Genomic DNA, 24,599 nt, shown 5'->3' on the forward strand with positions numbered 1-24,599 from the left:
TCGAACCCGGATCGCGGCCGGCCTGCCGGCGCTCGATCACTTCAGTGCCCGGTCGATGACGGCGGTCAGTGCCGACTGGACGTTGCCGGAGGTCAGCACCTTCAACAGGATCCCGGCGAAGGCGACCGCAGCGAGGGTGCCCACGGCGTACTCGGCCGTGTTCATTCCGGCATCGCCGCGCAGGCGGGCGATGAGTTTGCGCATGACTGTTTCCCTTCTCGATGGGTCAGAGCACGTCGCCGAGAACGGCGACGATCACCGGCACGAGTCCGGCGAGAATGAAGGCCGGCAGGAAGCAGAGCCCCAGCGGCAGGACGATGAGCACACCCGCCCGGCGGGCTGATGCCTCTGCAGAGGTGGCCCGGTCGGCGCGCAGGTCGTCGGCGAGCCGGGTCAGTGCGCCGGCCAGGGCGGCACCACTGTTTGCCGACCGCAACGCCGCTGCGGTCAGGCGCTCCGCGCCGGGCACTCCGTCCAGCGCGGACCATGCCTCTGCTGGGCCACCACCGAGCAGCAGCGTGCGGCCGACCCGGGCCAGCCGGCCGGCTAGCGGCCCGTCCAGTGCCTCGGCGACGGCCAGTACCGAGCGATCCACCGGGGCGCCCGCCCGCATCGCCGCGGCCAGCAGGTCGGCGGCGAGCGGTAGGTCGGCGGCCTCCTGCTGCCGCCGCCGACGCACGGCGGGCGACTCGATCCGCCGCAACAGGACGTCGAGCAGGAACGCGGCCGGGATAGCGCCGAGCAGCCCGAGCCAGCCCTCGACGACGATGGCCACGGCGAGCCCAGCCAGCACCGCCACGAGCCGGATCACGTCCGGTCGCCGCCTGGCTGGGCCTTGGGCGGTCATCCAGCCCGCCCCGGTGCCGCGCCCAGCCGTTCCGCCCAGAGGAGGCCCACGACCTGAAGGGCGACCGCGACAACCGCGCTGGCGCCGCCGACCGTGCTGTGCAGGAGCACCGCCATGGGGTCTACGCCGATGCCGTACCCCAGCCCGATCCCGCCAACCGGCAGGGCCGCCAGCAGCCAGGCCGTGGCCCGGGCACCGGCTGCCTGGGCCGCCGCTGCGGCCAGACCCCGGTCGGTCGCCCGTGCGTCCGCCTCGATCCGCTCCAGAAGCTCCGCCAGCGGCGCACCGGTACGGTCGGCCAAGCGCACCGCCGCCGAGGTCAGCTGACGTAGGCGGCTCCCCCCGTCACTCCCGACGACCGTGACGTCGAGCACGTGTGGGGCGGGCAGGCCGGCCCGCAGGTCCGCCGCGAGGCCGCAGAGCTGGTCCAGCCCACGTCGTCTGTCCCGGTCGGCGCTGCGGTTCACTCGCCAACGCAGCGCGGCGCGCACGGCCAGGGTGCCGTACCCGGCCATCGCGACCGCAGCCACCGGACCGCCGACCACGGCACCCACACCGCCGCCAAGCAGACCGACCACCGGCAGCACGCGGGTCGTCGATCGCGAGATGCGCACCGACGGGGGCGTACCCGGCCTTCTCCCGGTCGCGCCGACGCGCCCGTGGGCGCGGCAATCGACGATCGCGCACCCGTCGGACGCCGCCCCGTCGGACGCACCGCCTCGACAGTCGGCGTCCAGGTCGCCGTGCCCGTCTGCGGTTGCCGGGCCGGAGACGTCGTTCCGACCGGCCGTGTCCGCGCTGCTGACACCGATCGTGATCGTGGCCGCCGACGCGCCCGGCTGCCGTTCGGCATCGAGCATCGTGGGGGCCACCCCCGGGCGGGCGGTGCCGGTCGGGCGTCGGGGATCCCGCCGGGCCGGTGGGCGCGTCGGCCCCTCCGGACGTGTGCCCCCGTCTGCCGCTCCCGGCCACCTCGGGCTGCGGGTGACGTCCCGGTCGGGCCAGCCGAGTGCCGTCCGTCTTTCGTTGGCACCCACGGTGGCACCCGACTCGCCCGCGATGCCGACCGGATGACCCTTGGTCGGGGCAGCTCCGGTGCCGTCGACCGGCCCGTCCGGCGTGCGACCGAGTTCCCTGATCCACTCCACCAGGGCGTCATCCGGATCAACACGGCCGGCCATCCGCTCCGGTGCCAGCACGCGACGGCGACGGGACCGAATGCTCCGCACAGGCCACGCCACCAGGGCAGCGGCGACAAGGAGCAGCGCCGCAACCAGCATCGTCTCGGCGGTCATGCCGGACCCGCCGATCCGGGCCATGGTTCGCTGAGGATGGGTGGCACCGCCACCCCACGCTCCCGCAGCAGCGCCCCGAGGGCGCGGGCGGCGAGCCCGAGCCCGCTGCCGCGCACCCAGGCGGGCACCACCGTCACCATGCGTTCGGGTCCCTCGGGCAGCAGCAGGCAGACCGATTCCAGGACGCGACCCCGGTCGCTGCGTCGTACCTGGAACAGCACCTGCAACGCGGCGGCCACCTGGGCGTGCAGCGCGGCGCGAGGCAGCCCACCCAACATGCCGAGGGCCTCCAACCGGGCCGGCACGTCCGACGGTGTGTTGGCGTGCAGGGTGCCCGCGCCCCCGTCATGGCCGGTGTTGAGCGCCGCCAGCAGGTCGACCACCTCACCGCCCCGGCACTCCCCGACCACCAGCCGGTCCGGGCGCATCCGCAACGCCTGCCGGACCAGGTCCGCCAGGCTGACCACGCCCGTCCCCTCCACATTGGCGGTACGTGCCTGAAGCCCCACCACGTGCGGATGCCCCGGACGCAGCTCGGCGGCGTCCTCCACCAGCACGATCCGTTCGGTGGCCGGCACCATCCCCAGCAGGGTGTTGAGCAGGGTCGTCTTGCCCGACCCCGTGCCACCGGTCACCAGGTACGCCAGCCGGGCCGCCACAACGGCGGCGAGCAGTGGTGCCAGCGGTCGCGGCACGGTCCCCTGGCGCACCAGCTCGTCGAGGGTGAACGGCCGGTGCCGGAAGGTCCGCAGCGAGAGGTAGGGACCTTCGGTCGCCACCGGCGGCAGCACGGCGTGCAGTCGGGTGCCGTCGGGAAGCCGCGCGTCCGCGTACGGGGAGCCGTCGTCGAGCCGCCGCCCCGCGCTGGCGATCAGCCGCTGCGCCAATCGACGGACGTCCTCGACCGAGCCCACCGGGACGGCGACCTGGTGCAGCCCAGACCCGCGGTCGACCCAGACCCGGACGCCGTTGACGAGGACGTCGGTGACCTCAGGGTCGGCGAGCAGCGGCGCCAACGGCCCGGCGCCGACGAGGTCGTCGCGCACCCGGTCGGCGATCCGCAGCATGGCGGTGTCGCCGAGCACTGCGGCGGCGGGTTCGGCCCGTACCGCGGAGACGATGGCCGCCGCGGTGACCGGGGTGGTGGCGGCGGCGATCCGCTGCCGTACCCGGGCCGCGAGCGTGCCGTCCTCCGGCCCGGCGGTCACGCCGCACCCGCAGCCGGCGCGCCGGTGAGGTCGGTGACGATCCGTTGGCAGAGCACGGCGAGTGGGCCCTTGCCCCCGGCGGCCGGCGCCTCGCCCCGTTCCAGCCGACGGCAGAGCTCCGGCTCGGGGCGCAACGTGCCGGCCAAGGGGAGGCCCAGCGCCCGTGCCACCTCGGACGCCCGCAACCGCCCAGGTGCGGGCCCGCGCACCACCACCGAGAGCGCAGCGCAGTGCGGGGCGGCCGCGGCCACCACCCGAGTGGCCGCCGCGGTGGCACGCAACTCGGCCGGCACGACGACAAACGCCTGGTCGGCGGCTTGCAGCGCCACCACAGCCGCATCGTCCAACTGTCGGGGCAGGTCGATCACCACGAAGTCCCGTCCACGCCGGGCCGCGTCGACTGTCGCCGCCATCGCCGTCACCGGCAGCGGCAGCATCTCGCCGCGGTCCCAGGAGAGCACCACGAGGTCACCCCGGCTGGGCAGGGCCTGCACCAGCGCCGGGGCGTCCACCCGTCCGTCGGCGCTGGTGAGCGACGGCCAGCGCAGGCCTTCCAACTGCTCCCAGCCCAGCACGAGGTCGAGGCCACCACCGAGCGGGTCGGCGTCGACCAGGAGGGTGCGCAACCGGGCCCGGGCGGCGGTCACCGCCAGACCACCGGCGAACACACTCGCGCCCGCACCGCCCCGACCACCGAGGACCGCGACCACACGGGCGCCGACGCCAGCCGGACGATCCGGATGATGTTCGGCGAACCGATCCACCAACCACGGCTCTGCGGCCGGCAGCGTGGCGACGTGCTCGGCCCCGATCAGCTCGGCGATCTGCCAGCCAGGGTCGAGCTGACCAGCCCGGCCGAGCAGCACCAGCCGAGGGCGCTGCGGCAACCGGGCGCGCAGGCAGGCCTGCGCCTGGTCGGCGCCGAGCAGCACCAGGGGCGCGGGAAGCCACCGGGTGCGGGCAGCCGCTGGGTCGCGGGCGAGTTCCACCTCCGTGCCGCCGACGGCGGCGAGCCGGAGCACATCGTCGAGCAGGTCGTCGTCGCCGGTGACGACCAGCGGGAGCCGGCGGATCGGCGGAACCGTGGTACGGGGTGGCATCGCGGCCTCCAGCGGTCGGGCTCTGGTATGCCGCCGACCCTGCTCGGAATCCACCCCACGAGCCGTCCCGATGTCGTCGCCTGTGGACAACCTGGTGGCCTGTGGAAAACCGCCGCCGAGGCAGTTGATCTGCTACGGGCGCGGGCATCGCCGCAGCTACGGGCGCTACGGGAAGACAGCGGGGCCGCTCCCGTAAGGAGCGGCCCCGCAAGTCGCGGTCAGCCGACCCGGTCGGTCCAGCCGGCATCGAGGATCACCTGGTACGAGCTGATCCGCACTGGCGACAGCGTCAACCGCTCATCGGCGAGCAGTTCGCCCGTCGTCGGATCGAAGACCAGAAGAGATTGCGCGTCGTGTTCGCGGTCGTCGAAGGTGACGGCGACCCCGTTCCGACCGGCACGGTCCGTGACCTGCCCCCGCCAGCGGAAGCCGGGCACATCGGCGAGGACCCGCAGGACCGCCGCTCGGGTCGCACGCGGTACGACGTACCGGCCGTAGAGTGCGCTGACCTCCTTGCTCGCCGCCCCTGCGCCGTATTCGACCTTCAGCAGCTCCCGTAGCTCGGCCGGGACAGCCGACGGCGGCCTGAGTTCCTGCGGCGGCAGCGGGATCATGGCCGGAGCAGGGGTGCCCTCGACCGCCGGACGCGAATCGAAGGCGCGCTGCCAGTAGTCCCGGGACTCCTGGTCGGGGTACTGCGGCTCCAGCTGGGTGTTGATCTGACTGCCGGTCCCGTCTGCGGCCTGCCAGACCTTGGAGGCCCCGGCGAAGGCGACGTGGTGGCGACCGTCGGCGGAGGTCATCACCGGATCGCCCCACACCTTCGTGTGGTGATACATGTAGCGGCCGCGCTGGTGGTCGTACGCCGCATCTTTGATCTTGTCGGCCAGCAAGCGCAGCTGCGGGCCGGCGGCCGGCGGATCCGCGTCGAACTGGTACGCGACCGGCACGAGCACCAACCCCGCTGCGTTTCCAGGCCCGCCCGGGGCCTCCGGTGCGCGCCCGCCGAGCGGCTGGAGCACCGCCACGGCACCGGCCGCGACCGCCAGCGTCCCGGCCGTCAGGACCAGCCGGCGGGTCGGGCGTACGCGACGACGCCCGACGACCGTCTCGGTAGCGCTGGCGCGGTCGATGAGCTCGCGCGCCGAGACCGGCGGTGGCCCGACGGCGGCGTTGCGGGCCGGGTCGGCCGGGCCTAGGAGAGTACGGGTCTGCTCTGCTCCGAACATCACAGATCCTCTCGAAGGGTCGCCAACACCGGGCGACGCCCGGTCTGCGCGGGCCGGGCTGACATCGCTTCGGCAAGGCGACGGCGGGCGCGATGCAGGCGCACTGCGGCGGTCGCCCCGGTGCAACCGAGAACCTTGGCCGCCTCGGACACCGTCAGCTCCTCCCAGCCGACCAGCCGGAGGATTTCCTGGTCGAGGTCGTTGAGGTTGGCCAGCGCGGTCCAGATGTCGGCGACCCCGACGCTCGTGTCGGCACCCGACGATCCGGCCAGTCGCTCGAGGTCGACATCGGTGATCGGGAGGAGGTCCGGTGCGCCGCGTCGCGACCGCCACTGGTTCGCCAGAAGGCGTCGGGCCACCCCGTACAGCCAGGGCAGGCTGCGCTCCGGCACCTCGGCGCGACGACGCCAGGCGACGACGAAGACCTCCTGGGCAAGCTCCGCCGAGGCATCCCGGTCAGCGAGCCGACGCAGGCCGTATCGAACTATGTGCTCGTACTCGGCGGCGTAGAGACTGGTGAACCAGCCCTCGTCCCGCTTCTTCGGTGGACCCACCCGAACCCCCATTGCCTCGGCGACTCTCACAATGGCTTGTGTCGCTGAGGGCCCCGGGATTACCGCGCGGCCTGGGGCGGGTGCCTTCCACCGGGGTACGAACGCTGCGGTCAGTCGTCGATCGACTGGTAGACGGTGGTCCAGAAGTCGTGCCACATCGGCAGCCGCTGGTCGCCAGCGTGTGCCCGCTGCATGAACACGATCGCCGTCAGGTCCTCGGCGGGGTCGTTGTACCAGGCCGTGCCGTAGAAGCCAGGCCATCCGTAGCTGCCGACCGAGGGCCCGAGGTGCGTTCGGCGGGTCCGGACCGACATTCCGAAACCCCAGCCGATGGCGTCGAAGTAGCCGGGCCAGAACCCGGAGACGGCCTTCTGGGTCGCCGTCAGGTGGTCGCTCGTCATCAGCGTCACCGCAGGCCGCGACAGCACCCGCCCGCCGCCGTGGACACCGCCGGCAAGCAGCGCCGAGGCGAAGGCGAGGTAGTCCCTAGCGGTCGAGACGAGCCCGCCGCCACCGGACTCGAACAGGCGCGGTCGACTGAACCGCCCGTCGGGACCGTCCTCGACAACCGGCTCGCCGGTGGCGGCGTTGTCCTGCTCGTACGCCGTAGCGAACCGGTGGATGCTCTCGCTACCCACGTCGAACGCGGTGTCGATCATCCCCAGTGGCTTGCAGACCCGCTCACGGATCGCATCCCCGAAGGACATGCCGGTGGCCCTGGCGATCAGCACGCCGGTCACGTTGGCGGCGGTGTCGTACATCCAGCGCTCACCCGGCTGGTGGACGAGCGGAAGGTCACCGAGCTGGCGGATCCACTCGTCCGGCGACTGATATTCGAGTGCGTCCAACGCGTCGGCGATCGGCACCGTGCCCGGTTCGGCAGGGACCATGCCGGTGCCAAGGGTGCCGTCCAGGACGTCCCGCAGCGTTATCGGGCGTTCCGCCGGGACGGTGTCGTCCAGCGGACCGTGGGGATCGACGAGCACTGTCATGTCCGCCAACTCCGGGAGAAGATCGTCGACCGGGTCGTCGAGGCGGACGGTGCAGTCCTCGACGAGGGTCATCGCACACGCGGCGACGATCGGCTTCGACATCGAGCCCAGGCGACAGATCGTGTCGGCCGCCATCGGCGTCTGCGACCCGGGACCCTCGAACGCGAGCTGACCCGTCGCTTCGATGTGCACCTCACCGTGCCGGGCGAGGACGACCACCATGCCCGGGACGAAGCCGGACTCGACGTGGTGCTCAAGGAACCCCCGCAGCCGGGCCAGCCGTTTCGACGAGAAGCCACCAGCAGCCACGCGTTCCTCCTCAGCTCGTCCCGCTGGGAAATTACACGCCAGGCAGCGGTCGCACGGCCCGCGACGTGAGGGTGAAAGGCCCGACCGAGCAGCAGACCCCCGCTTCCAGGGCGCGAGCGAGCCTCATGGTGCCGAGTGGCGCGCTCCCACGAAAAGGGACGACCCCCGTCGGGGGGAGACGGGGGTCGTCGGAGGTTCGGCTCCGGGGGGGTCGAGCCGAACCACTCAGCGGTCACGGGGGGTGCAACCGCTGAGGGTCTGCCTGTTTCGGGGATGTGAAAGCTCGTCGTACGGACAAGTCTGCCTGAGCGGGCCCGTCACGTCGAGTGGTGCTGCCTCCACTCACTGCGAAAATCTCCTCGCAGAGTGTGAGCGTGATCACGCGGAGCGGAGAGCCCGCAGGTCTGAGGGGTGGCATGACCCCGGGCACCCGCCGACCATAGACCATCCGGCTAGACTTTCGCGCCGTGGGCCGAAGTGCCGCTTTCTTCGATCTGGACAAGACCGTCATCGCCAAGTCGAGCGCCCTGGCGTTCGGTCGGCCGTTCTACCGGGATGGGCTGATCACCCGGCGGGACGTGGTCAAGTCGGCGTACGCGCAGCTGATGTTCCGGCTGGGCGGCACCGACGAGCAGACCATGGCCCGAACACGGGACTACCTGGCTGCGCTCTGCAAGGGCTGGCAGGTGGAGCAGGTCCGCCAGATCGTCGCGGAGACGCTGCACGAGCTGATCAACCCCTACGTGTACGCCGAGGCCGCCGCCCTGATCGTGGAGCACCAGGCGGCTGGGCGGGACGTGGTGCTGGTGTCGGCGTCCGGCGAGGAGATGGTCCGGCCGATCGGTGAGCTGCTTGGCGTGACCGACGTGATCGCGACCCGGATGACGGTGGAGGACGGCCGGTACAGCGGCGAGGTCGAGTTCTACGCGGCGGGCCCGAGCAAGGTCGAGGCGGTCACCGAGTTGGCCGCCGCCCGGGACTACGACCTGGCTGATTCGTACGCCTATTCCGACTCGTACAGCGATCGCCCGTTGTTGGAGTGCGTGGGCCACCCGAGTGTGGTCAACCCGGACCGGCAGCTGCGCAAGCTGGCTTCGGAGAACGCGTGGCCGGTGCTGGAGTTCCGGCACCCGATCCCGCTGGGCCGGCGGCTGCGGGAACGGCCCGCCGTTCCGGTGGCCGCGGCGGCTCTGGGGGTCGGGGTGGGTGTGGCCATCGGCATCGCCTGGTACGGCCGTCACCGCCGAACCCGAGCCGCCACCACCGCCTGACACCACCCGTCCAACTGCTCAGGCGGCGGCGAGGATCTCGTCTCCGATGGCGGTGAGCTGGTCGGCGGCGACCTCGACGGCGGCCAGGTAGTGCCGTAGCCAGGAGCGCAGCCCGTCCGGGGTGCCGGTGGCGAAGGCACCGGCCGCGCCGACGTACTCGGGCTCCCGCTCGCGGTGCCCGACGTCGACGGCGAGCAGGCCACGCGGGTCGAGGCCACTGGCGAGCAGCACCAGCCGGGCCGCCCCCCGGGCCACCACGCCGGACGGCCCGGCAAACGGACGCAGGTTCAACAACTCGCCGTGTACGACAGCGGCGAGCACCAACGGGGAGACCTTCGTACCGCCGGCGACGAGGCCGGCCAGCCCGTCCAGTCGGGTGGCGACCACCGGGTCGGCGACCGGGCGGCCCAGCTCGGCCTCCGGCACCAGGTCCCGTGCGGCGAGCACGTGCAGTTTCGCGAGCGCCTGGCGGGGCGCCTTGGGCCACAGCTCGCTCAGGCCCGGCAGCGCTCCGGCGACCCGCAGCGCCCCCTGGAGCACCGGGTCGGTGACGGTGCCGGCCCGGACCGCCTCACGCTCGTGCCCGGCACCCTCGAGGGCCGCGCTGGCGACAGCGGAGCGCAGGCTGACCTCGGCGGCGACCTGTCCGCCGTGCCGGCGCAGCGCCCGATGCCCGAGCGCCTGGTCGAACCGCGCGCGGACCTGCTCGACGGCGGCGGCGATGTCGGCGAGCGCGAGCAACGGGGCGAGCGGGTCGGTGGTCACCCCGCCACGCTAACGACCCGGCCCGGCGCGGCGGGCCGCACCCGCCCGCAACGCGACAGGGACCACCCTCCCGGCGCGGCACCGCACCAGGCCCGGCGCGGCGCACCCGCCCGCAACCCCGGCCGCCCCGGTCAGGCTGGCACCCGTTCGGGCTGGGGGCACCACGCGTTCCATGAATCCGGGGTGTCCGCCTGGTCTGGACAGCGCGTTTTCAAAGAACCCGTGTTGATCAAGACGCTTCGCGCCGCGCCCACCCACGACGCCCTTGCCGGGCCGCGCGGCCGGGGACGGGCCGCCGGGCGCGCCCCGGGGGCCGCTCGGCGCGAGGCGGTGGGCAGCCGTGGCCGGGCGCAGGCCCCGCGACTACCCTCGTGCCATCGAGACCCAGGTCACCCCGAGGATGAGGAGTCACGGCATGAGCGAGGCATTGGCCAATCTGCTGAACGAGACGCGCCAGTTCCCCCCGCCGGCCGAACTCGCCGCGCACGCCAACGTCACCATCGACGCGTACGCCGAGGCTGAGGCCGACCGGCTGGCCTTCTGGGCGAAGCAGGCCGATCGGCTGGCCTGGTCGAAGAAGTGGGATGAGGTGCTCGACTGGTCGAACCCGCCGTTCGCGAAGTGGTTCGTGGGTGGGCAGCTCAACGTCGCGTACAACTGCCTGGACCGGCACGTCGAGGCGGGCCGGGGCGACAAGGTCGCGATCCACTGGGAGGGCGAACCGGGCGACACCCGCACCATCACGTACGCGGACCTGCACGAGCTGACCTGCCGGGCGGCGAACGCGCTCACCGACCTGGGGGTGACAGCCGGCGACCGGGTGGCGATCTACCTGCCGATGATCCCGGAGGCGGCGGTGGCGATGTTGGCGTGCGCCCGGATCGGCGCCGCGCACAGTGTGGTCTTCGGTGGCTTCTCCGCCGACTCGTTGAGCAACCGGATCCAGGACGCCAGCGCCAAGGTGGTGATCACCGCGGACGGTGGTTACCGGCGGGGCAAGCCGTCGGCGTTGAAGCCCACTGTGGACGAGGCGGTGGCGAACTCCCCGTCGGTGGAGCACGTGCTCGTGGTCCGCCGCACCGGCGAGGACGTGGCGTGGACCGAGAAGGACCACTGGTGGCACGAGACGGTGGAGACCGCGTCGGCCGAGCACACCGCGCAGCCGTTCGACGCCGAGCACCCGCTGTTCATCCTCTACACCAGTGGCACCACGGCCCGCCCGAAGGGCATCCTGCACACCACCGGCGGCTACCTCACCCAGGCGTCGTACACCACGCACGCGGTGTTCGACCTGAAGCCGGAGACGGACGTCTACTGGTGCACGGCCGACATCGGCTGGGTCACCGGGCACTCCTACATCGTGTACGGCCCGCTCTCCAACGGCGCCACCCAGGTGATGTACGAGGGGACCCCGGACACGCCGCACAAGGGCCGGTTCTGGGAGATCGTCGACAAGTACGGGGTGAGCATCCTCTACACCGCTCCCACCCTGATCCGGACGATGATGAAGTGGGGCGACGACCTCCCGGCGGGCTTCGACCTGTCGTCGCTGCGTCTGTTGGGCAGCGTCGGCGAGCCGATCAACCCGGAGGCCTGGATGTGGTACCGGGAGCACATCGGCCGGGGCGAACTGCCGGTGGTGGACACCTGGTGGCAGACCGAGACGGGCGCCATCATGATCTCGCCGTTGCCGGGGGTGACCGCAGCCAAGCCGGGCTCGGCGATGACGCCGCTGCCGGGCATCGTGGCCGACGTGGTGGACGACCAGGGCCAGTCGGTGCCGAACGGTGGTGGCGGCTACCTGGTGCTGCGCGAGCCGTGGCCGTCGATGCTGCGCACCATCTGGGGTGACGACGACCGGTTCATCGACACGTACTGGTCGCGTTTCCAGGGCATGTACTTCGCCGGCGACGGTGCGAAGAAGGACGACGACGGGCACATCTGGCTGCTCGGCCGGGTGGACGACGTGATGTTGGTGTCCGGGCACAACATCTCGACGACCGAGGTGGAGTCGGCGTTGGTGTCGCACCCGTCGGTGGCCGAGGCGGCGGTCGTCGGCGCGACCGACCCGACCACCGGTCAGGCGATCGTCGCGTTCGCCATCCCGCGGGGCAGCACGGACATCGCCGGCGAGGCGGGTGAGCAGCTCATCGCCGACCTGCGCAACCACGTGTCGAAGACCCTCGGCCCGATCGCCAAGCCGCGGCAGATCATGCTGGTGCCGGAGCTGCCGAAGACCCGCTCCGGCAAGATCATGCGACGGTTGCTGCGGGATGTGGCGGAGAACCGCTCGCTGGGCGACGTGACGACGTTGCAGGACTCCTCGGTGATGGACCTGATCTCCTCGGGGATGAGCGGTACGAAGTCCGACGAGGACTGACGGTAGGCGTACTCAATGGAGGGTGGCGGTCCGTTCGGGCCGCCACCCTCTGCCATGTCTTACGGGTGCGGTTCGCGTCGCACTGCCGGTGTCACATCGGTCGGTCGGGGGAGTCGGGGAAAGCTGAACGGGCACAGGCGTCGGCCACCACTGTCCTTTCGGCCGGTTGTGCTTTAGGTTCACGCAGGTTGGCAGAGTTCGACAGACATCGCTTCGATGGTCGGCAACCCCAACGTCCTCCTCCCCATGCCCGAGAAACGGAGCGGCATGAACCACAAACCGCAGTCCAGGGCGCGGCGACGACTACTCGTCGCACTGCCCGTCATCGCCCTCGCGGCCACGTCACTGACCGTGAGTGGCAGTGCGGCAGCCCAGCCGTCGTCCGGCACCCCCCAGGCGGTGATCGGCGCGGACGAGCACTACATCAACTACGCCGAGCCCGAGGTGCAGCCGGACACCACCGGCCGTGAGGTGAAGGGCAAGGGTGGCATCTACACCCCTGCCGCGGAATCCGCGCGCGCGTTCGACCAGAAGCACGCCCGGGGCAACCCGGTGACCGCACGGCAGCTGGCCAAGGACGAGGCCAAGTCGCTGAAGACGGGTCAGAACCCCCGCAAGTTCAAGAAGGCCCCGACCACCCAGACGGCGAAGCTGCTGACGCTGCTGGTGGAGTTCAACGACAAGGCCAACGACGACTTCACGGACGTCATGGTCCCCAAGACGGTGTTCGAGGACCGCACCTGCGTCCCCGGCACGGTCCAGAACGGCCCGAAGCACAACAAGATCGCGGACCCGGCGCGCCTGCCCCACGAGGACAACAACTCCATGTGGGTGCCGGACTTCTCGCCGCAGCACTACAACAAGATGCTCTACAGCAAGAAGGGCATCACCGAGCGGGTCCGCACGGACCTGAAGGGCCCGGACGGCAAGAAGGGCATCGACCTGTCCGGTCGCACGATGCACAACATGTACCTGGAGATGTCCAAGAACGCGTACACGGTGGACGGGCAGGCCAGCCCGTGGATCACCGTGCCGCACTCGGAGGGCTGGTACGCGGCCAACCGCTGCTTCCAGGACGAGACCGGCGCGTGGGTTCCCGGCCGTGAGCAGTCGATGAACGGCCACCCGGACAACCCGGCCGGCGCGGGCCGCCTGGCGACCGACGCGATCGACGCGCTCGTCGCGAAGGACCCGAACTTCCCGTGGGCCGACTACGACATCGAGGACCAGGCCGACCGCGACGGTGACGGCAACGTCTTCGAGCCGGACGGCGTGATCGACCACCTCGTGCTGGTGCACGCCGGCCAGGGCAAGTCCCGTGGCGGCGGCGACCAGGGCGTGTACGCGGTGTGGGCGCACTCCTCCACGGTCGCCGGTGGCTACACCATCCCGGGCACCAACCTGAAGGCGTCGAACTACATCGTGCAGCCGGAAGACGCCGGCGTCGGTGTCTTCGCCCACGAGTTCGGCCACGACCTGGGTCTGCCGGACCTCTACGACACGTCCGGCAACGCCGACTCCGACGTGGACTTCTGGGACCTGATGGCCTCGGGCTCGCACTCCGGTGAGATCTTCCAGGCGCTGCCGACGCACATGGGCATCTGGGACAAGTGGGTGCTCGGTTGGGCCGACCCGCTGACCATCCGCCCCGGATCGAACCCGCGTGAGGTCAAGCTCGGCCAGACGTCGCGCACCCCGATCGACTCCGAGGACGGCATCAAGGTCGACCTGCCGGACAAGGTGACGACGCTGGCGACCCCGCACAGCGGCACCAAGATGTGGCACAGCAACAACGACCAGGAGTGGGCCGACGTCAAGCTGAGCCGCTCGGTCGACGTGCCGGCAGCCGCCGACTCGAAGTTCTGGATGTGGAACAACTACATCATCGAGGAGGACTGGGACTACGGCTTCGTCGAGCTCTCCACCGACGGCGGTACGACCTGGACCGAGCAGAAGGTGTACGACGAGGGCGGCACGGTGGTCACCACGCCGGACGGCTACCCGGACCCGAACGGCCGGATGAACGACTTCGGCGGCAAGAAGTACGGCCTCACCGGCAGCACCGACGGCTGGCGGCACGACTACGTCGACCTGTCGGCGTACGCCGGGACGACGGTTCAGGTGCGGCTGCGTCTGGCCACCGACGAGGCGTTCGAGGAGCGCAACTGGTTCGTCGACGACTTCTCGGTCACCGGCGGCGGCGCCACCACCTGGAGTGACGACGTCGAGGGCGGCGCCAACGGCTGGACGGCCACCGGCGGCACCTTCGTCGACACCACCGGCGCGGGCTGGAAGGTCTCCAGCGGCACCGAGGTGCACGCCCAGTACTACCTGGCGGAGTGGCGTAACTTCGACGGCTTCGACAAGGGCCTGCAGTACGCCTACGACACCATCTACTCGCACGAGGCGTGGAAGGTCGACCGGATCTCCTACAACGCTCCGGGCATGCTGGTGTGGTACCGGGACACCGCGCTCGGCGACGTCAACCACGTCACCGGGCAGATGACCGCGCTGCCCAGCTACGGCGCGAAGGGCGGCCTGCTCATCGTCGACTCGCACTTCGACCCGCTGCGCCGTACCGGTGAGGCGGCGGTAAAGGACCCGTCGGTGACCGACAACCTGCCCAGCCGCCCGCAGTCGTCGAACGCGGCGTTCACGCTGAACCGGACGTACCCGTTCACCGAGTGCCTGGAGGCGGCCGACGAGCCGTACAGCGCGTACTGCACGAAGTTCAAGGGGCTGCCGCCGGTGAAGGCGTTCACCGACGCCAAGGGCTGGTACCCGGGCATCGAGATGCGCGACGGTGCTGCCTACGCCCGCGACAACGACGCGTCGGTGGTCCTGCCGTCGCGTAACAACGCGCCGTACACCACCCGGGTCACCAACCCGGACGGCAGCCCTGCGCCGGAGTTCTACGGCGTGACCCTGGGCGGTGGCGCGATCGTGCTGGGTACCGGAAACCCGGGCGACGCCGGCGTGAACTACGGCGTCTCGCTGACCATCAAGAAGGCCGCCGGGGACAACTCGTCGGCCCAGATCTACGTGACCCCGGCAAAGAAGTAACTGTTTCACTGCGCGACAACTGACTGTGGGGCCGGTGGCGGAGACGCCGCCGGCCCCGCTGTCTTGCGTGCGGTCAGATTGATCGAGAAATGTCGTTGTATACGGTCGCGGTCGCACCCGCGCTGCTCACCGTGGCTGATGAACCGGCGGGGTGTGACGGTGAAAAGCATTCCCAACAAAATCTTGCAACAAATCGACGCGTTCGTCTTCCCACCTGTCCCGCCAGTAACTATGTTCACCAATGGTCCCACTAGTGGGATCGATCTCCCACCGGCCCGTACCCCCGTTGGGCCGGTTCCCTCACACCGGAGGTACCACGTGCGCAAAGTCGCAGTGGGTCTGCTCGGGCTCTCACTGACGGCGACAGGCCTGGCGTTCGGCCCGTCCGCCTCGGCCGCCCCGCAGCCCAAACTGCCGGCAGCGGCACCGGCCGCTGCCGAACCACAAGCGCTGAAGGATGAACTCCCCGACAAGCTCGAGGACAAGCGCCGCGAGCTGCGTGAGCAGGGTCTCGCCGACGTGCTGAGCGGGCGCAGCAAGCCGATCGAGCGCAACGGCAGCACTGTCGTCAAGGTCGGCCAGGTCGGCAAGACGGCGACCAACGGCAACGCGCGCTCCGCCGCTGGCGCTCAGGCGACGAAGGACCAGTACGTCGAGCTCAAGCGTGAGCGGACCGACAAGATCTTCGTGATCCTGGCCGAGTTCGGTGACGAGCGGCACCCGTCCTACCCGGACAAGGACATGAACCCGGACATCGCCGGACCGGCGACGTTCGACGGGCCGCTGCACAACAAGATCCCCGAGCCCAACCGGGCCGTGGACAACTCCACCATCTGGCAGCCGGACTTCAGCCCGGACCACTTCCGCCAGCTCTACTTCGGCACCAACCCGGGCGACGAGTCGCTCAAGCAGTACTACGAGGCGCAGTCCTCGGGTCGCTACACCGTCGACGGTGAGGTGACCGACTGGGTCAAGGTCCGGTACAACGAGGCCCGTTACGGTCGCTCCGACGACCCGATCCCGGACGACTTGGACGTCCCGGCCAACGACCCGGCCGTCTGCAACGACAACGTCTGCGCGAACACCTGGAACCTGATCGCCGACGCCGCCAACCAGTGGGTCGCCGACCAGAAGGCCAAGGGCCGTACGGACGCGCAGATCGCCACCGAGATGAAGTCCTTCGACCAGTGGGACCGCTTCGACTACGACGGTGACGGCGACTTCAACGAGTCGGACGGCTACATCGACCACTTCCAGATCGTCCACTCCGGCGGCGACCAGGCCGACGGTGACCCGCAGCAGGGTGAGGACGCGATCTGGAGCCACCGTTGGTCGGCGTTCAACAGCTCGCCCGTGGGCCCGCCGAACTTCCCGATCGGCGGCACCCAGATCGGCAACACCGGCGTCTGGATCCGCGACTACACGATCCAGCCGGAAAACGGCGGCCGCAGCGTCTTCTACCACGAGTACGGCCACGACCTGGGCCTGCCGGACGACTACGGCCCCGCGGACAACAACAACGAGCACTGGACCCTGATGGCCCAGAGCCGGCTCGGCGCGAAGAACGACGTCGGCATCGGCGACCGGGGCGGCGACCTCGGCGCGTGGAACAAGCTCCAGCTCGGCTGGCTCGACTACGAGGTCATCGTGGCGGGCCAGAAGCGCACGCTGGAACTCGGCCCGCAGGAGTACAACTCGGACAAGGCGCAGGCCGCAGTGGTCGTGCTCCCGCAGCGGGAGTACACCTTCAACTACGGGGCACCGTTCGAGGGCTCGAAGCAGTACTTCTCCGGTAACGAGGACAACCTCGACAGCAAGATGACGAGGACGTTCGACCTCACCGGGAAGTCCTCGGCGGCGCTGTCGCTCAAGGGCAAGTACAGCATCGAGGCCGGCTACGACTACCTCTACTTCGAGGCGTCGACGGACGGCGGTCAGACCTGGGCCGACCTGGACGGCACTGTCGGCGGCAAGCCGATCGGCGTCGACGGTGCGGGTCGCCCGGCCCTGGCCGGCAACAGCAAGGGCGCCTGGGCGGACATCAACATCCCGCTGACCTCGGTCGCCGGCAAGGTGGCGCAGGTCCGCCTGCACTACGTCACCGACGGTGGGGTCTCCGAGGGCGGCTTCTTCGGCGACGCGATCACCGTGACCGCCGACGGCCAGACCGTGTTCAGCGACGGCGCCGAGACCGACGCCGGTTGGACGCTCTCCAAGTTCGAGGTGGTCGGGGCGACCTACACCCGGCTGTTCGACAACTTCTACATCGCCGGCAACCGGTCGTACGTCTCGTACGACAAGTACCTGAAGACGGGCCCGTACTTCTTCGGCTACGCGAACACCCGCCCGGACTGGGTGGACCACTACGCGTACCAGGAGGGCCTGCTCATCTCGTACTGGAACACCCGGTTCTCCGACAACAACACCGCGCCGTACGACCCGGTGACGAACCCGGGTGGTCACCCGGGTGAGGGCCGCAACCTGTACATCGACGCGCACCCGCGCCCGATCTACAACCTGACCGGAGCCCCGTGGCGCGCCCGCATCCAGGTGTACGACGCACCGTTCAGCCTGAACAAGGCTGACTCGTTCACCCTGCACCTCAACAGCCAGCCGCAGTACATCCGCGGTCAGGCCGCTGAGCCCGTGTTCAACGACACCAAGAAGTACTTCTACGAGGAGCTGCCGAACCACGGCGTCAAGCTCCCCGCGGCCGGTGTCAAGATCGAGGTCAAGGAGCAGAACGGCACCTCGATGAAGATCAGGGTCAGCTGACCTCTGACTCAGCAACACCCAGCGACGCCCGGGCAGGTCACCTGCCCGGGCGTCGCCCTTTGGCGGCGGTTCTCCTCGGCCGACAGCGCCGAGTCTCGGAGCACATCAATCGACCACAGTCAACGCCAGTACGGGCGGTTGACGACACATCGACCGACCGTGACGATTGGTATCGCCTGACTGTGGATCCCGGGTCACCTCGACTCGGCGCTGACCGAATCACGCGCCAGCCACGGCAGGCACAACCACGGGGGTGGTTCGCGTGTCGAGTGACGTGGAGTTGGATCCGGGTGGGGGCGGCGCACCGACAGTGCGCTTGGCCACCGTCTCCGCCCTCGAACTGAGGTTGCGGCTGGCCGCCGGGCAACAAGAGCTTGTCCAGGCCCAGCACCGCCTGATCGAGCACTACACCCGGCTTGAACAGCGGGAGCAGCAGACGGCGTCACCGGCGGAGGAGCGTGACACGGTCCGCGACTGGGCCGAGTTCGTCCGGCTCGCCGACCGCCTGACCGTCGAGAACGACGACTGCCGGTCGCTGCGCGGCGTGCCGCCTCCGGCCGGCGATGGCGCTCTCTGGGGTTACCCGGAATCGGCGCGGCGCCACCCGACGATCGTCGATCACCGCGTACTCGACACGCCGAACCACCTACGCGGCGTCGACACCACCCAGGTACGGATGGCGGCATCCGTGCCCACGTCGATGGTGATCGGTGGACGCACCGCGTTGATCGCCCCGGATGGCGCCGGTCGGTGGTCGGGCCTGTTCCTTCGCACGGCCGCGCTGGTGGAGATCATGACGCACCACTTCGACTGCCTGTGGTCACGGTCCGTACCACTGGCCGAACGGCAGACCGGCGAGAGCGACGGTCCGACGGCGGTGCAGTCACAGATTCTCCGACTGGCCGCGAGCGGCGCGAAGGACGAGGCCATCGCGCGCAGCCTCGGGCGCAGCCCTCGCTGGGTACGCCGCCACTTCGAACTGCTCTCCGAGCGGCTCGGTGCGTCCAACAGGCTGACCCTCGGGGTCGCCGCCGCGCAACGCGGCTGGATTTGATCTTGCAACTTGCGGACTGCGGCCACTTCGCCATGTCCCTGCCTCCCGGGGCCCCCGATCATTGACACAAGCCGATGGAGATCCTGTCGGCGACGCGCCTCCGGCGCGGATGTTCAACGGGGAAGGATCCACTTGCGAAGGATCGGAATGCGACGGACCGTCGCCCTCTTCGTAGCCGCACTCACCATCGGCGGCACCATCACCGCAGCACCCCGGCCGGCGCAAGCCGTCCCGGAGGGCTTCGACCATGTCATCTACTGGAACAACGTTCTGCTGAAGACCTACCGCGCGGTCGGGGGCCCGCCGACGGTGTTGTCTCGGGCCGGCGCGATGATGCATCTCGCCATGTACGACGCGCACGTGTCGCTCGGCGGCAGCGGCGCTCCGTACATCGCCCGGATCGCGAAAATACCCAACTACAATTACGACCGCCAGTGGAACATGGACGTGGCGGCGGTGACCGTCCTCAGCTCCATCTGGCCGACGCGGGACTTCTCCACCGACTTCGCCGGTTCGCGCGCCTACCCGCCGATCGGCAACCCTGGACCTGAGGGGTACAGCACGAGCGTCGGCGAGGGCGCGGCACAGAACATGATCAATGCCCGCGCCAACGACGGCTCCACCAACAACGCCGCGTACACCGCGAGCTTCACCGCCGGCCAGTGGCGACCGACCGGCTCCGGCGCTGCGGCCAGCCCCAACTGGGGCGCGGTCACGCCGTTCGCCCTCACCTCGGGCTCGCAGTTCCGTCCCCCGCTACCGGGCGGTTTCACCAACGTCGACACGATGCTCCGCAGCAGCGCCTACGCGGAGCAGGTGAACGAGGTCAGGAAGCGCGGCTCCGCGACCGCCAGCACCGAGGACCGCACCGCAGACCAGACCCAGGCGGCGTACTTCTGGGCCAACGACCTCGACGGCACCTACAAGCCGCCGGGCCAACTCTTCCGGCACACCCAGATCGTCGCGACCAAGAGTCCTCTCGACACCGCGCGACTGTTCGCCCTGGTGGCGATGGCGATGGCCGATGCCGCCATCGCAGCCTGGGACGCCAAATACAACACCAGCATCGACCTGTGGCGCCCGGACACCGCGATCGCCGAGCCCGAGACGGACAACAACGCCGCGACCACGCCCAACCCCTCCTGGGAGCCCCTGTCAGCCGATCGAAGCGGCAACCACTTCTCCCCGCCCTTCCCTGCGTACGTGTCCGGGCACGCGACCTTCGCCGGCGCGTGGGCCGGCATCATGAAGCGCCATTACGGCACGGACGCGTTCACCTTCGCCGCCACCACCGAGGATCCCCAGGCGGTCAACGTCACGCGCACCTTCACCAGTTTCAGCGCGGCTGCGATCGAGAACGCCCGCAGTCGAGTCTGGCTCGGTGTCCACTACCAGTGGGACGCTGACTCCGGACTGACCGTCGGCGATCAGGTGGCCAACCGGGCCTTCAGCACCTACCTGCGGTAGACCGACAGCGATCCCGGATCGGTGAGCACTCACCGATCCGGGATCGTCGCGCGTTCGAGCCTCGTACCTGTCGGCACACCTTTGCGGTCGCGACGTGGCCGTGGCGACTGTCACCGCGACCTCGGGTTCTAGGCTGTCTGCCATGACCGACCAGCGCGGCGGGGCCGTCGACGAGTCCTGTGTCCTCACCGAGGGGCCGTGGACGCACCGTTTCGTCGGCGCCAACGGCAGCCGGTTCCACGTGGTCGAGGGCGGTACCGGGCCGATGGTGCTCTTCCTGCACGGCTTCCCGGAGCACTGGTGGGCCTGGCACCAGATGCTGCCGGCGATCGCCGACGCCGGCTTCCGGGCGGTCGCCGTCGACCTGCGCGGCTACGGGGCGAGCGACAAACCACCCCGGGGGTACGACGGCTACACCCTCGCCGCCGACATCGCCGGACTGATCCGCGCGCTCGGTGAACGGTCCGCGACGATCGTCGGCAGCGGCCTCGGCGGCATGGTGGCCTGGACGGTGGCCTCGTTCCACCCGTCCCTGGTCCGCCGGCTCGTCGTGCTGGGGGCACCGCACCCGTTGCGACTGCGCGCCGCCATCTTCGCCGACCCGCGCGGGCAGTTCACCGCTTCCACTCCGGCGTTGAAGTTCCAGCTACCCCGCTACGAGCACGTCCTGACCCGCGACGGCGCCGCGGCCGTCGGCGAGATCATGCGCCGCTGGGGCGGCCCACAGTGGGTCGCCGGGCCGGACTTCGAGGCGTACGCCGAGCGGTGCCGGGAGGCGATGTGCATCCCGCAGGCCGCGTTCTGCGCGCTGGAGGGTTACCGCTGGGCATTCCGCTCGCTGCTGCGACTGCACGGCTACCGGTTCGTCCGCCTGATGCAGAAGCCGCTGTCCACCCCGACCCTGCAACTGCACGGCGCCCTGGACACCGCTTCCCTGCCCCGCACCGCGCTGGGTTCCGGCCGGTACGTCGTCGCCCCCTACGAGTGGCGGTTGCTCGACGGTGTGGGGCACTTCCCGCACCTGGAGGCGCCGGAGCTGGTGCTCGGTGAAATCCTGCGATGGGCGAAGACCTGACCGGTCAGACCCGCTGCTCCCGCAGGTCGGTGACCTCGGCGGCCGGCGCCCAACCCTGGTAGACGCCGAAGTCGAAGACCTCCAGCCGCATCGCCTCGGCCACCGGCCAGCGACCACCCGTGTACTCCACCCGCAGCCAGGCGTCGTGCTCGCCGAGCACTATGAACGGCTGCCCCTGCCAGGTGCAGGTGGTCCGCACGTACGCCAGATCCTCGATCTCGCTCGCCGGCAGCACCCGGACGTAGCGGCCCGCGCGGACCTCCTCGAAGCCCTCACCCGGCTCGGGCTGGTAGAGGCGGATGTCGTCGCCGTCCGGGCTGGCCTGGTATTCCCGGCCCTGCCAACGGGCCACGTAGCCGTCGCGCATCACGCCTCCCCGACCCGTCGCCAGGTGACCGTGTCGGTGTCCAGCTCGGCGACCACCCGCTCGCTGCCGTCCGCGCCGATGCGCCAGAGTTGGGCGCCGTGCGGCAGCCGTGCGCTGTCCACCTTGAACTCCGCCACCACGTCGCTGCTCTCACCCGGGGCGAAGCCGTTGCCCCGGAACGGCGGGCGTTCGATGACCCAGCCCTCCATGGCCCGCATCGCCGGCTCGTTCTGACCGCCGTACGGGATGCGGTAGAGGCTCGGCCGGTGCGCCGGCCAGCGCAGCACGTAGATCTCCTCGGCGTCCTGGGCGAACGGCGAGCCGGGGTAGCTCAGGCCCAGCGCCTCGTGCAACTGAGCCGGTGTGGTCAGGTGGGACAGCTCACCGGCCCGGTGCACGAACCCGGACACCCGGTCGTACCCGCGATCCAGGTAGTACGCGAGCTGGCTGGGGGCGATCGCCTTCTGCATGACCGTCGGCCGGGTCGGGTCGACCGCTGCGGGGGCGTACCGGGGACGGGTGGCGGGTTCGGCCACGGCCGGCGCTTCCACCTGGTCCACTTCCAGGTCGTCCCCGAGCCCCACCTCGGCGGCCCAGTTGGCCAACGCGACGATCTGCTCGCCGGGCAACTTGGCACCCACCGGCGTGCCCGGGTTGACGGCGAACGACCAGTCCTCGTCGGGCCAGCGCCTGATCAGTTGGGCGAACTTCACCCGGACCGTGTCGATGTCCCCCTCGACATGGTCGGCGAGGCGCTCCGACGACGTGTAGACCACCACGTACGTCTCGCCGTCGAGCTGCCCGGTACGCCAGACGAAGCCGGGATCCCCGGGGCGGCTTCCCCGCGCCGAGTCCGGTGCCGCCGGCAGCAGCACCCGAGCAAGCAGCAGGGTGGACAGGAACGTGTCGGTGCTGCCCGAGCCGGCGGCATTGAGCAGGTCTTCCTCGACCGTGTTCGCCGGCTCGAACTCGACCGGCGGCGGCTCGTCGGCAGGCGGGTAGGTGCCGTCGTCCGCGGTCATGCTCTCGCCGCCGGCCGGGCTTCCCGACGAGCCCTCGCTGTCGGAGCGATCGTCACTGAGCGGGACGTCGGCCCTCAGGTTGCCCAGGCCATCGCCGACGCCGCCGGACTCGGCCGGAACCACGGGCTGCGGGACGGACGGGCTAGGGGCGGGCTGATCGGGGCTGAAGGACGGAGGTGCGAAGGGACCAGGGCTGGCGAACGGCGGCGGAGCGGCCTCAGCGGGGCTGGGGGACGCCGTGAACAGGCCCGGACCGGGGGGCGTCGAGCCGAACGGCGGCGGGGCGGCCTCGGTGGGGCTGGGCCGCCGGGGCGCGTCGACCGGCGCGCTGCTCTCGACCGGGTCGGTGAGGTCGCGGGACTCGATGATGGTGCCCTCGATGACGATGGGCGTGAAGCCTCGGCGCGGCGCAGGCGGCCCGGAGACCGGTTCCGCGACGGACACCGGCGGATCCTCCACCGGCTCGAACCGGCCCGGCCGGTCCTGGAGAATCGCCTGCGTCTCCTCCGCCGATGCCCGTCCGGGCGCACCGGTCGGGCGAGGCTCACCGGTCACCCGGAACGCGCGGGTGGGCTCCTCAGCCAGCGGGTTGTGCCGGCGCGGCGGCAGCGGCTGGGTGATCTCCTCGCCGGACGGCGGCACGTCCATCCCGCGAGGCGCGCCGAGGCCGCCCTCCGGCCGTCGTACCGGCTGGGTGGCGGCCGGGTCCGCCGCCATCGGAAAGGCCCGCGTCGCTGACTCGTCGGCCGGCGCATCGGCTGGGCGGCGGCGAGGGAAGGGCTGGCTGCCTCGACCGAACCGGGTCGGCGGGACCGCCCGTTCACCGGGGCGTCCCCCGCTCGCGGCCGGGTCGCGGGCCGGAGTGGGGTCGAAGAAGGAGCGCCGAGGCGCGGCCTGGGGGCCACCGTTGCCGTTGGCCGGGGCGGGGCCGTCGACGTCGCCCGGCCGGGTCGCTGCCGGCCAGCCCGCACCCGGCCCAGCCTGGTCGGTGGTGGGGCCGGCGGTAGCCAACGGGGTGAACCGGGACGGCCGGCCGGTGCGGGGCAGTGCTCCGACGCCTGGGGCGGGTCGAGGCGGTTCGGTCGGGTGCCGCTGACCGGCGGCGGGCAGGTCCTCCTCGCCAGGTCCGCGCGGCGGCTCAGCAGAGGCGGGTGGCCGGGGCGCCGGACCCGGCACCGGCGGGACACCCACCCGAGGGCCCGGGCTCCGCGCGGGCCTTCGGGGTGCGAGCGGAGCACTCTCGGGCGCGGACGGGGCCACCCCCGTCACGGGAGGTGATCCAGCGGCAGTGGCGGTGTCCCGCGGTGGCGCGCCGGGCCGGGTGCGGGCCAGGGTCTCGGCACGCTCCAGGCGAGCGCGGGCACCCATGGCACGGCCGGGCAGCCGCACGTCACCTCGGGACAACTGCGACACGAACCAGGCCGGCAGGTAACCCTCGACCGGCAGACCCGGATTGACGGCAAGCCACCACTCGTGGTTGGGCCAGCTGGCCGCGAGGTCGGCGAAGGGGATGCGTCGGTTGCTGCCGGCGTGATCGCCGAGGCAGGCTCGCAGTGCGGCGGCGGAGGTGAAGGCCAGGACGTGGGTCCGGCCGCCGGTGGTCCAGGTGCCCCATCCGGCAGGTGGCTGGCCGGGCTGCGTCGGCGCGGAGACCGGCAGCAGCACATCGGTGCGGGACAGGAGCCGGAAGTAGAGCTCCTGGTCGTTTGCGCGCAGCGCGTCGCGCATCGCCACCTCGGCCTCCGTGGCCGGTTCCCATGCGGTCACGGCCACCTCCCCTTCCGAGAACAGGCCACAGGTATCGCGTACAACCTACAAGGTGGTAC

General features: G+C 71.0%; 18 protein-coding genes. 7 read left to right on the forward strand and 11 right to left on the reverse strand.

Features of this window, described 5'->3' with window-relative positions; all coding sequences use genetic code 11:
* Window positions 1-36 precede the first annotated feature (36 nt).
* The 8 genes from ACGF3C_RS02585 to ACGF3C_RS02620 form a co-directional block, all read right to left on the reverse strand.
* On the reverse strand, window positions 37-204 hold the full coding sequence (locus tag ACGF3C_RS02585) for a DUF4244 domain-containing protein (protein ID WP_081883916.1): 168 nt from the start codon (window positions 202-204) through the stop codon (window positions 37-39).
* A 22-nt stretch (window positions 205-226) separates the two neighbouring features.
* A complete protein-coding gene (locus ACGF3C_RS02590) occupies window positions 227-847 on the reverse strand; it encodes a type II secretion system F family protein (RefSeq protein WP_393218128.1) in 621 nt (206 codons plus the stop codon).
* Window positions 844-2,166, reverse strand: a complete 1,323-nt coding sequence (locus ACGF3C_RS02595) for a hypothetical protein (RefSeq protein ID WP_393218131.1) — start codon at window positions 2,164-2,166, stop codon at window positions 844-846. The genes ACGF3C_RS02590 and ACGF3C_RS02595 overlap by 4 nt, the downstream gene beginning before the upstream one ends.
* On the reverse strand, window positions 2,139-3,350 hold the full coding sequence (locus tag ACGF3C_RS02600) for a TadA family conjugal transfer-associated ATPase (protein ID WP_393218135.1): 1,212 nt from the start codon (window positions 3,348-3,350) through the stop codon (window positions 2,139-2,141). Before ACGF3C_RS02600 ends, ACGF3C_RS02595 begins: the two co-directional genes overlap by 28 nt.
* Window positions 3,347-4,450, reverse strand: a complete 1,104-nt coding sequence (gene ssd, locus ACGF3C_RS02605; protein ID WP_357223739.1) for a septum site-determining protein Ssd — start codon at window positions 4,448-4,450, stop codon at window positions 3,347-3,349. Before ssd ends, ACGF3C_RS02600 begins: the two co-directional genes overlap by 4 nt.
* A gap of 218 nt (window positions 4,451-4,668) precedes the next feature.
* Entirely contained in the window at window positions 4,669-5,679 is a 1,011-nt protein-coding gene (locus tag ACGF3C_RS02610) for a CU044_5270 family protein (protein WP_393218138.1), read from the reverse strand.
* Complete coding sequence (locus ACGF3C_RS02615) at window positions 5,679-6,233, reverse strand: sigma-70 family RNA polymerase sigma factor (RefSeq protein WP_357223733.1); 555 nt, start codon at window positions 6,231-6,233, stop codon at window positions 5,679-5,681. Before ACGF3C_RS02615 ends, ACGF3C_RS02610 begins: the two co-directional genes overlap by 1 nt.
* Window positions 6,234-6,343: 110 nt before the next feature.
* Window positions 6,344-7,534 (reverse strand): serine hydrolase domain-containing protein, encoded by a 1,191-nt coding sequence (locus ACGF3C_RS02620; RefSeq protein WP_393218142.1) that lies wholly within the window; start codon window positions 7,532-7,534, stop codon window positions 6,344-6,346.
* 467 nt (window positions 7,535-8,001) lie between these two features.
* On the opposite strand from ACGF3C_RS02620, the gene ACGF3C_RS02625 reads away from it, so the two are divergent.
* A complete protein-coding gene (locus ACGF3C_RS02625; RefSeq protein WP_355004872.1) occupies window positions 8,002-8,805 on the forward strand; it encodes an HAD-IB family hydrolase in 804 nt (267 codons plus the stop codon).
* Window positions 8,806-8,823: 18 nt separating this feature from the next.
* Here ACGF3C_RS02625 and ACGF3C_RS02630 read toward each other — a convergent pair whose 3' ends face one another.
* Window positions 8,824-9,570, reverse strand: a complete 747-nt coding sequence (locus tag ACGF3C_RS02630; RefSeq protein ID WP_393218145.1) for an oxidoreductase — start codon at window positions 9,568-9,570, stop codon at window positions 8,824-8,826.
* Window positions 9,571-9,985: 415 nt separating this feature from the next.
* Here ACGF3C_RS02630 and acs point away from each other — a divergent pair, with 415 nt between their 5' ends.
* The 6 genes from acs (at window position 9,986) to ACGF3C_RS02660 (ending at window position 21,384) form a co-directional block, all read left to right on the forward strand.
* Window positions 9,986-11,950: an acetate--CoA ligase gene (acs, locus tag ACGF3C_RS02635; RefSeq protein ID WP_393218148.1), complete on the forward strand. Its 1,965-nt coding sequence runs from the start codon at window positions 9,986-9,988 to the stop codon at window positions 11,948-11,950.
* Window positions 11,951-12,217: 267 nt separating this feature from the next.
* Window positions 12,218-15,013, forward strand: a complete 2,796-nt coding sequence (locus tag ACGF3C_RS02640; RefSeq protein ID WP_393218151.1) for an immune inhibitor A domain-containing protein — start codon at window positions 12,218-12,220, stop codon at window positions 15,011-15,013.
* A gap of 333 nt (window positions 15,014-15,346) precedes the next feature.
* Entirely contained in the window at window positions 15,347-17,788 is a 2,442-nt protein-coding gene (locus tag ACGF3C_RS02645; RefSeq protein WP_393219057.1) for an immune inhibitor A domain-containing protein, read from the forward strand.
* A gap of 262 nt (window positions 17,789-18,050) precedes the next feature.
* A complete protein-coding gene (locus tag ACGF3C_RS02650; protein WP_393218154.1) occupies window positions 18,051-18,842 on the forward strand; it encodes a hypothetical protein in 792 nt (263 codons plus the stop codon).
* Between the two features lie 147 nt (window positions 18,843-18,989).
* A complete protein-coding gene (locus ACGF3C_RS02655; RefSeq protein ID WP_357222331.1) occupies window positions 18,990-20,309 on the forward strand; it encodes a phosphatase PAP2 family protein in 1,320 nt (439 codons plus the stop codon).
* 142 nt (window positions 20,310-20,451) lie between these two features.
* Window positions 20,452-21,384 (forward strand): alpha/beta fold hydrolase, encoded by a 933-nt coding sequence (locus ACGF3C_RS02660; protein ID WP_112638703.1) that lies wholly within the window; start codon window positions 20,452-20,454, stop codon window positions 21,382-21,384.
* A 4-nt stretch (window positions 21,385-21,388) separates the two neighbouring features.
* On the opposite strand, the gene ACGF3C_RS02665 is transcribed toward ACGF3C_RS02660, so the two are convergent.
* The gene (locus tag ACGF3C_RS02665; RefSeq protein WP_030486287.1) at window positions 21,389-21,754 is read right to left on the reverse strand and encodes a hypothetical protein; all 366 of its coding nucleotides are present in this window, start codon (window positions 21,752-21,754) and stop codon (window positions 21,389-21,391) included.
* The gene (locus ACGF3C_RS02670; RefSeq protein ID WP_393218159.1) at window positions 21,751-24,540 is read right to left on the reverse strand and encodes an SseB family protein; all 2,790 of its coding nucleotides are present in this window, start codon (window positions 24,538-24,540) and stop codon (window positions 21,751-21,753) included. The genes ACGF3C_RS02665 and ACGF3C_RS02670 overlap by 4 nt, the downstream gene beginning before the upstream one ends.
* Window positions 24,541-24,599: the final 59 nt, after the last annotated feature.

The sequence above is a fragment of the Micromonospora sp. NPDC047762 genome, assembly GCF_043204655.1.
Lineage (GTDB): Bacteria > Actinomycetota > Actinomycetes > Mycobacteriales > Micromonosporaceae > Micromonospora.

Excerpts from the sequence above, each read along its gene's own strand:
- ACGF3C_RS02585 (WP_081883916.1), bottom strand. The coding sequence starts at position 204 with ATGCGCAAACTCATCGCCCGCCTGCGCGGCGATGCCGGAATGAACACG.
- ACGF3C_RS02590 (WP_393218128.1), bottom strand. The coding sequence starts at position 847 with ATGACCGCCCAAGGCCCAGCCAGGCGGCGACCGGACGTGATCCGGCTC.
- ACGF3C_RS02595 (WP_393218131.1), bottom strand. The coding sequence starts at position 2,166 with ATGGCCCGGATCGGCGGGTCCGGCATGACCGCCGAGACGATGCTGGTT.
- ssd (WP_357223739.1), bottom strand. The coding sequence starts at position 4,450 with ATGCCACCCCGTACCACGGTTCCGCCGATCCGCCGGCTCCCGCTGGTC.
- ACGF3C_RS02610 (WP_393218138.1), bottom strand. The coding sequence starts at position 5,679 with ATGTTCGGAGCAGAGCAGACCCGTACTCTCCTAGGCCCGGCCGACCCG.
- acs (WP_393218148.1), top strand. The coding sequence starts at position 9,986 with ATGAGCGAGGCATTGGCCAATCTGCTGAACGAGACGCGCCAGTTCCCC.
- ACGF3C_RS02640 (WP_393218151.1), top strand. The coding sequence starts at position 12,218 with ATGAACCACAAACCGCAGTCCAGGGCGCGGCGACGACTACTCGTCGCA.
- ACGF3C_RS02655 (WP_357222331.1), top strand. The coding sequence starts at position 18,990 with ATGCGACGGACCGTCGCCCTCTTCGTAGCCGCACTCACCATCGGCGGC.
- ACGF3C_RS02660 (WP_112638703.1), top strand. The coding sequence starts at position 20,452 with ATGACCGACCAGCGCGGCGGGGCCGTCGACGAGTCCTGTGTCCTCACC.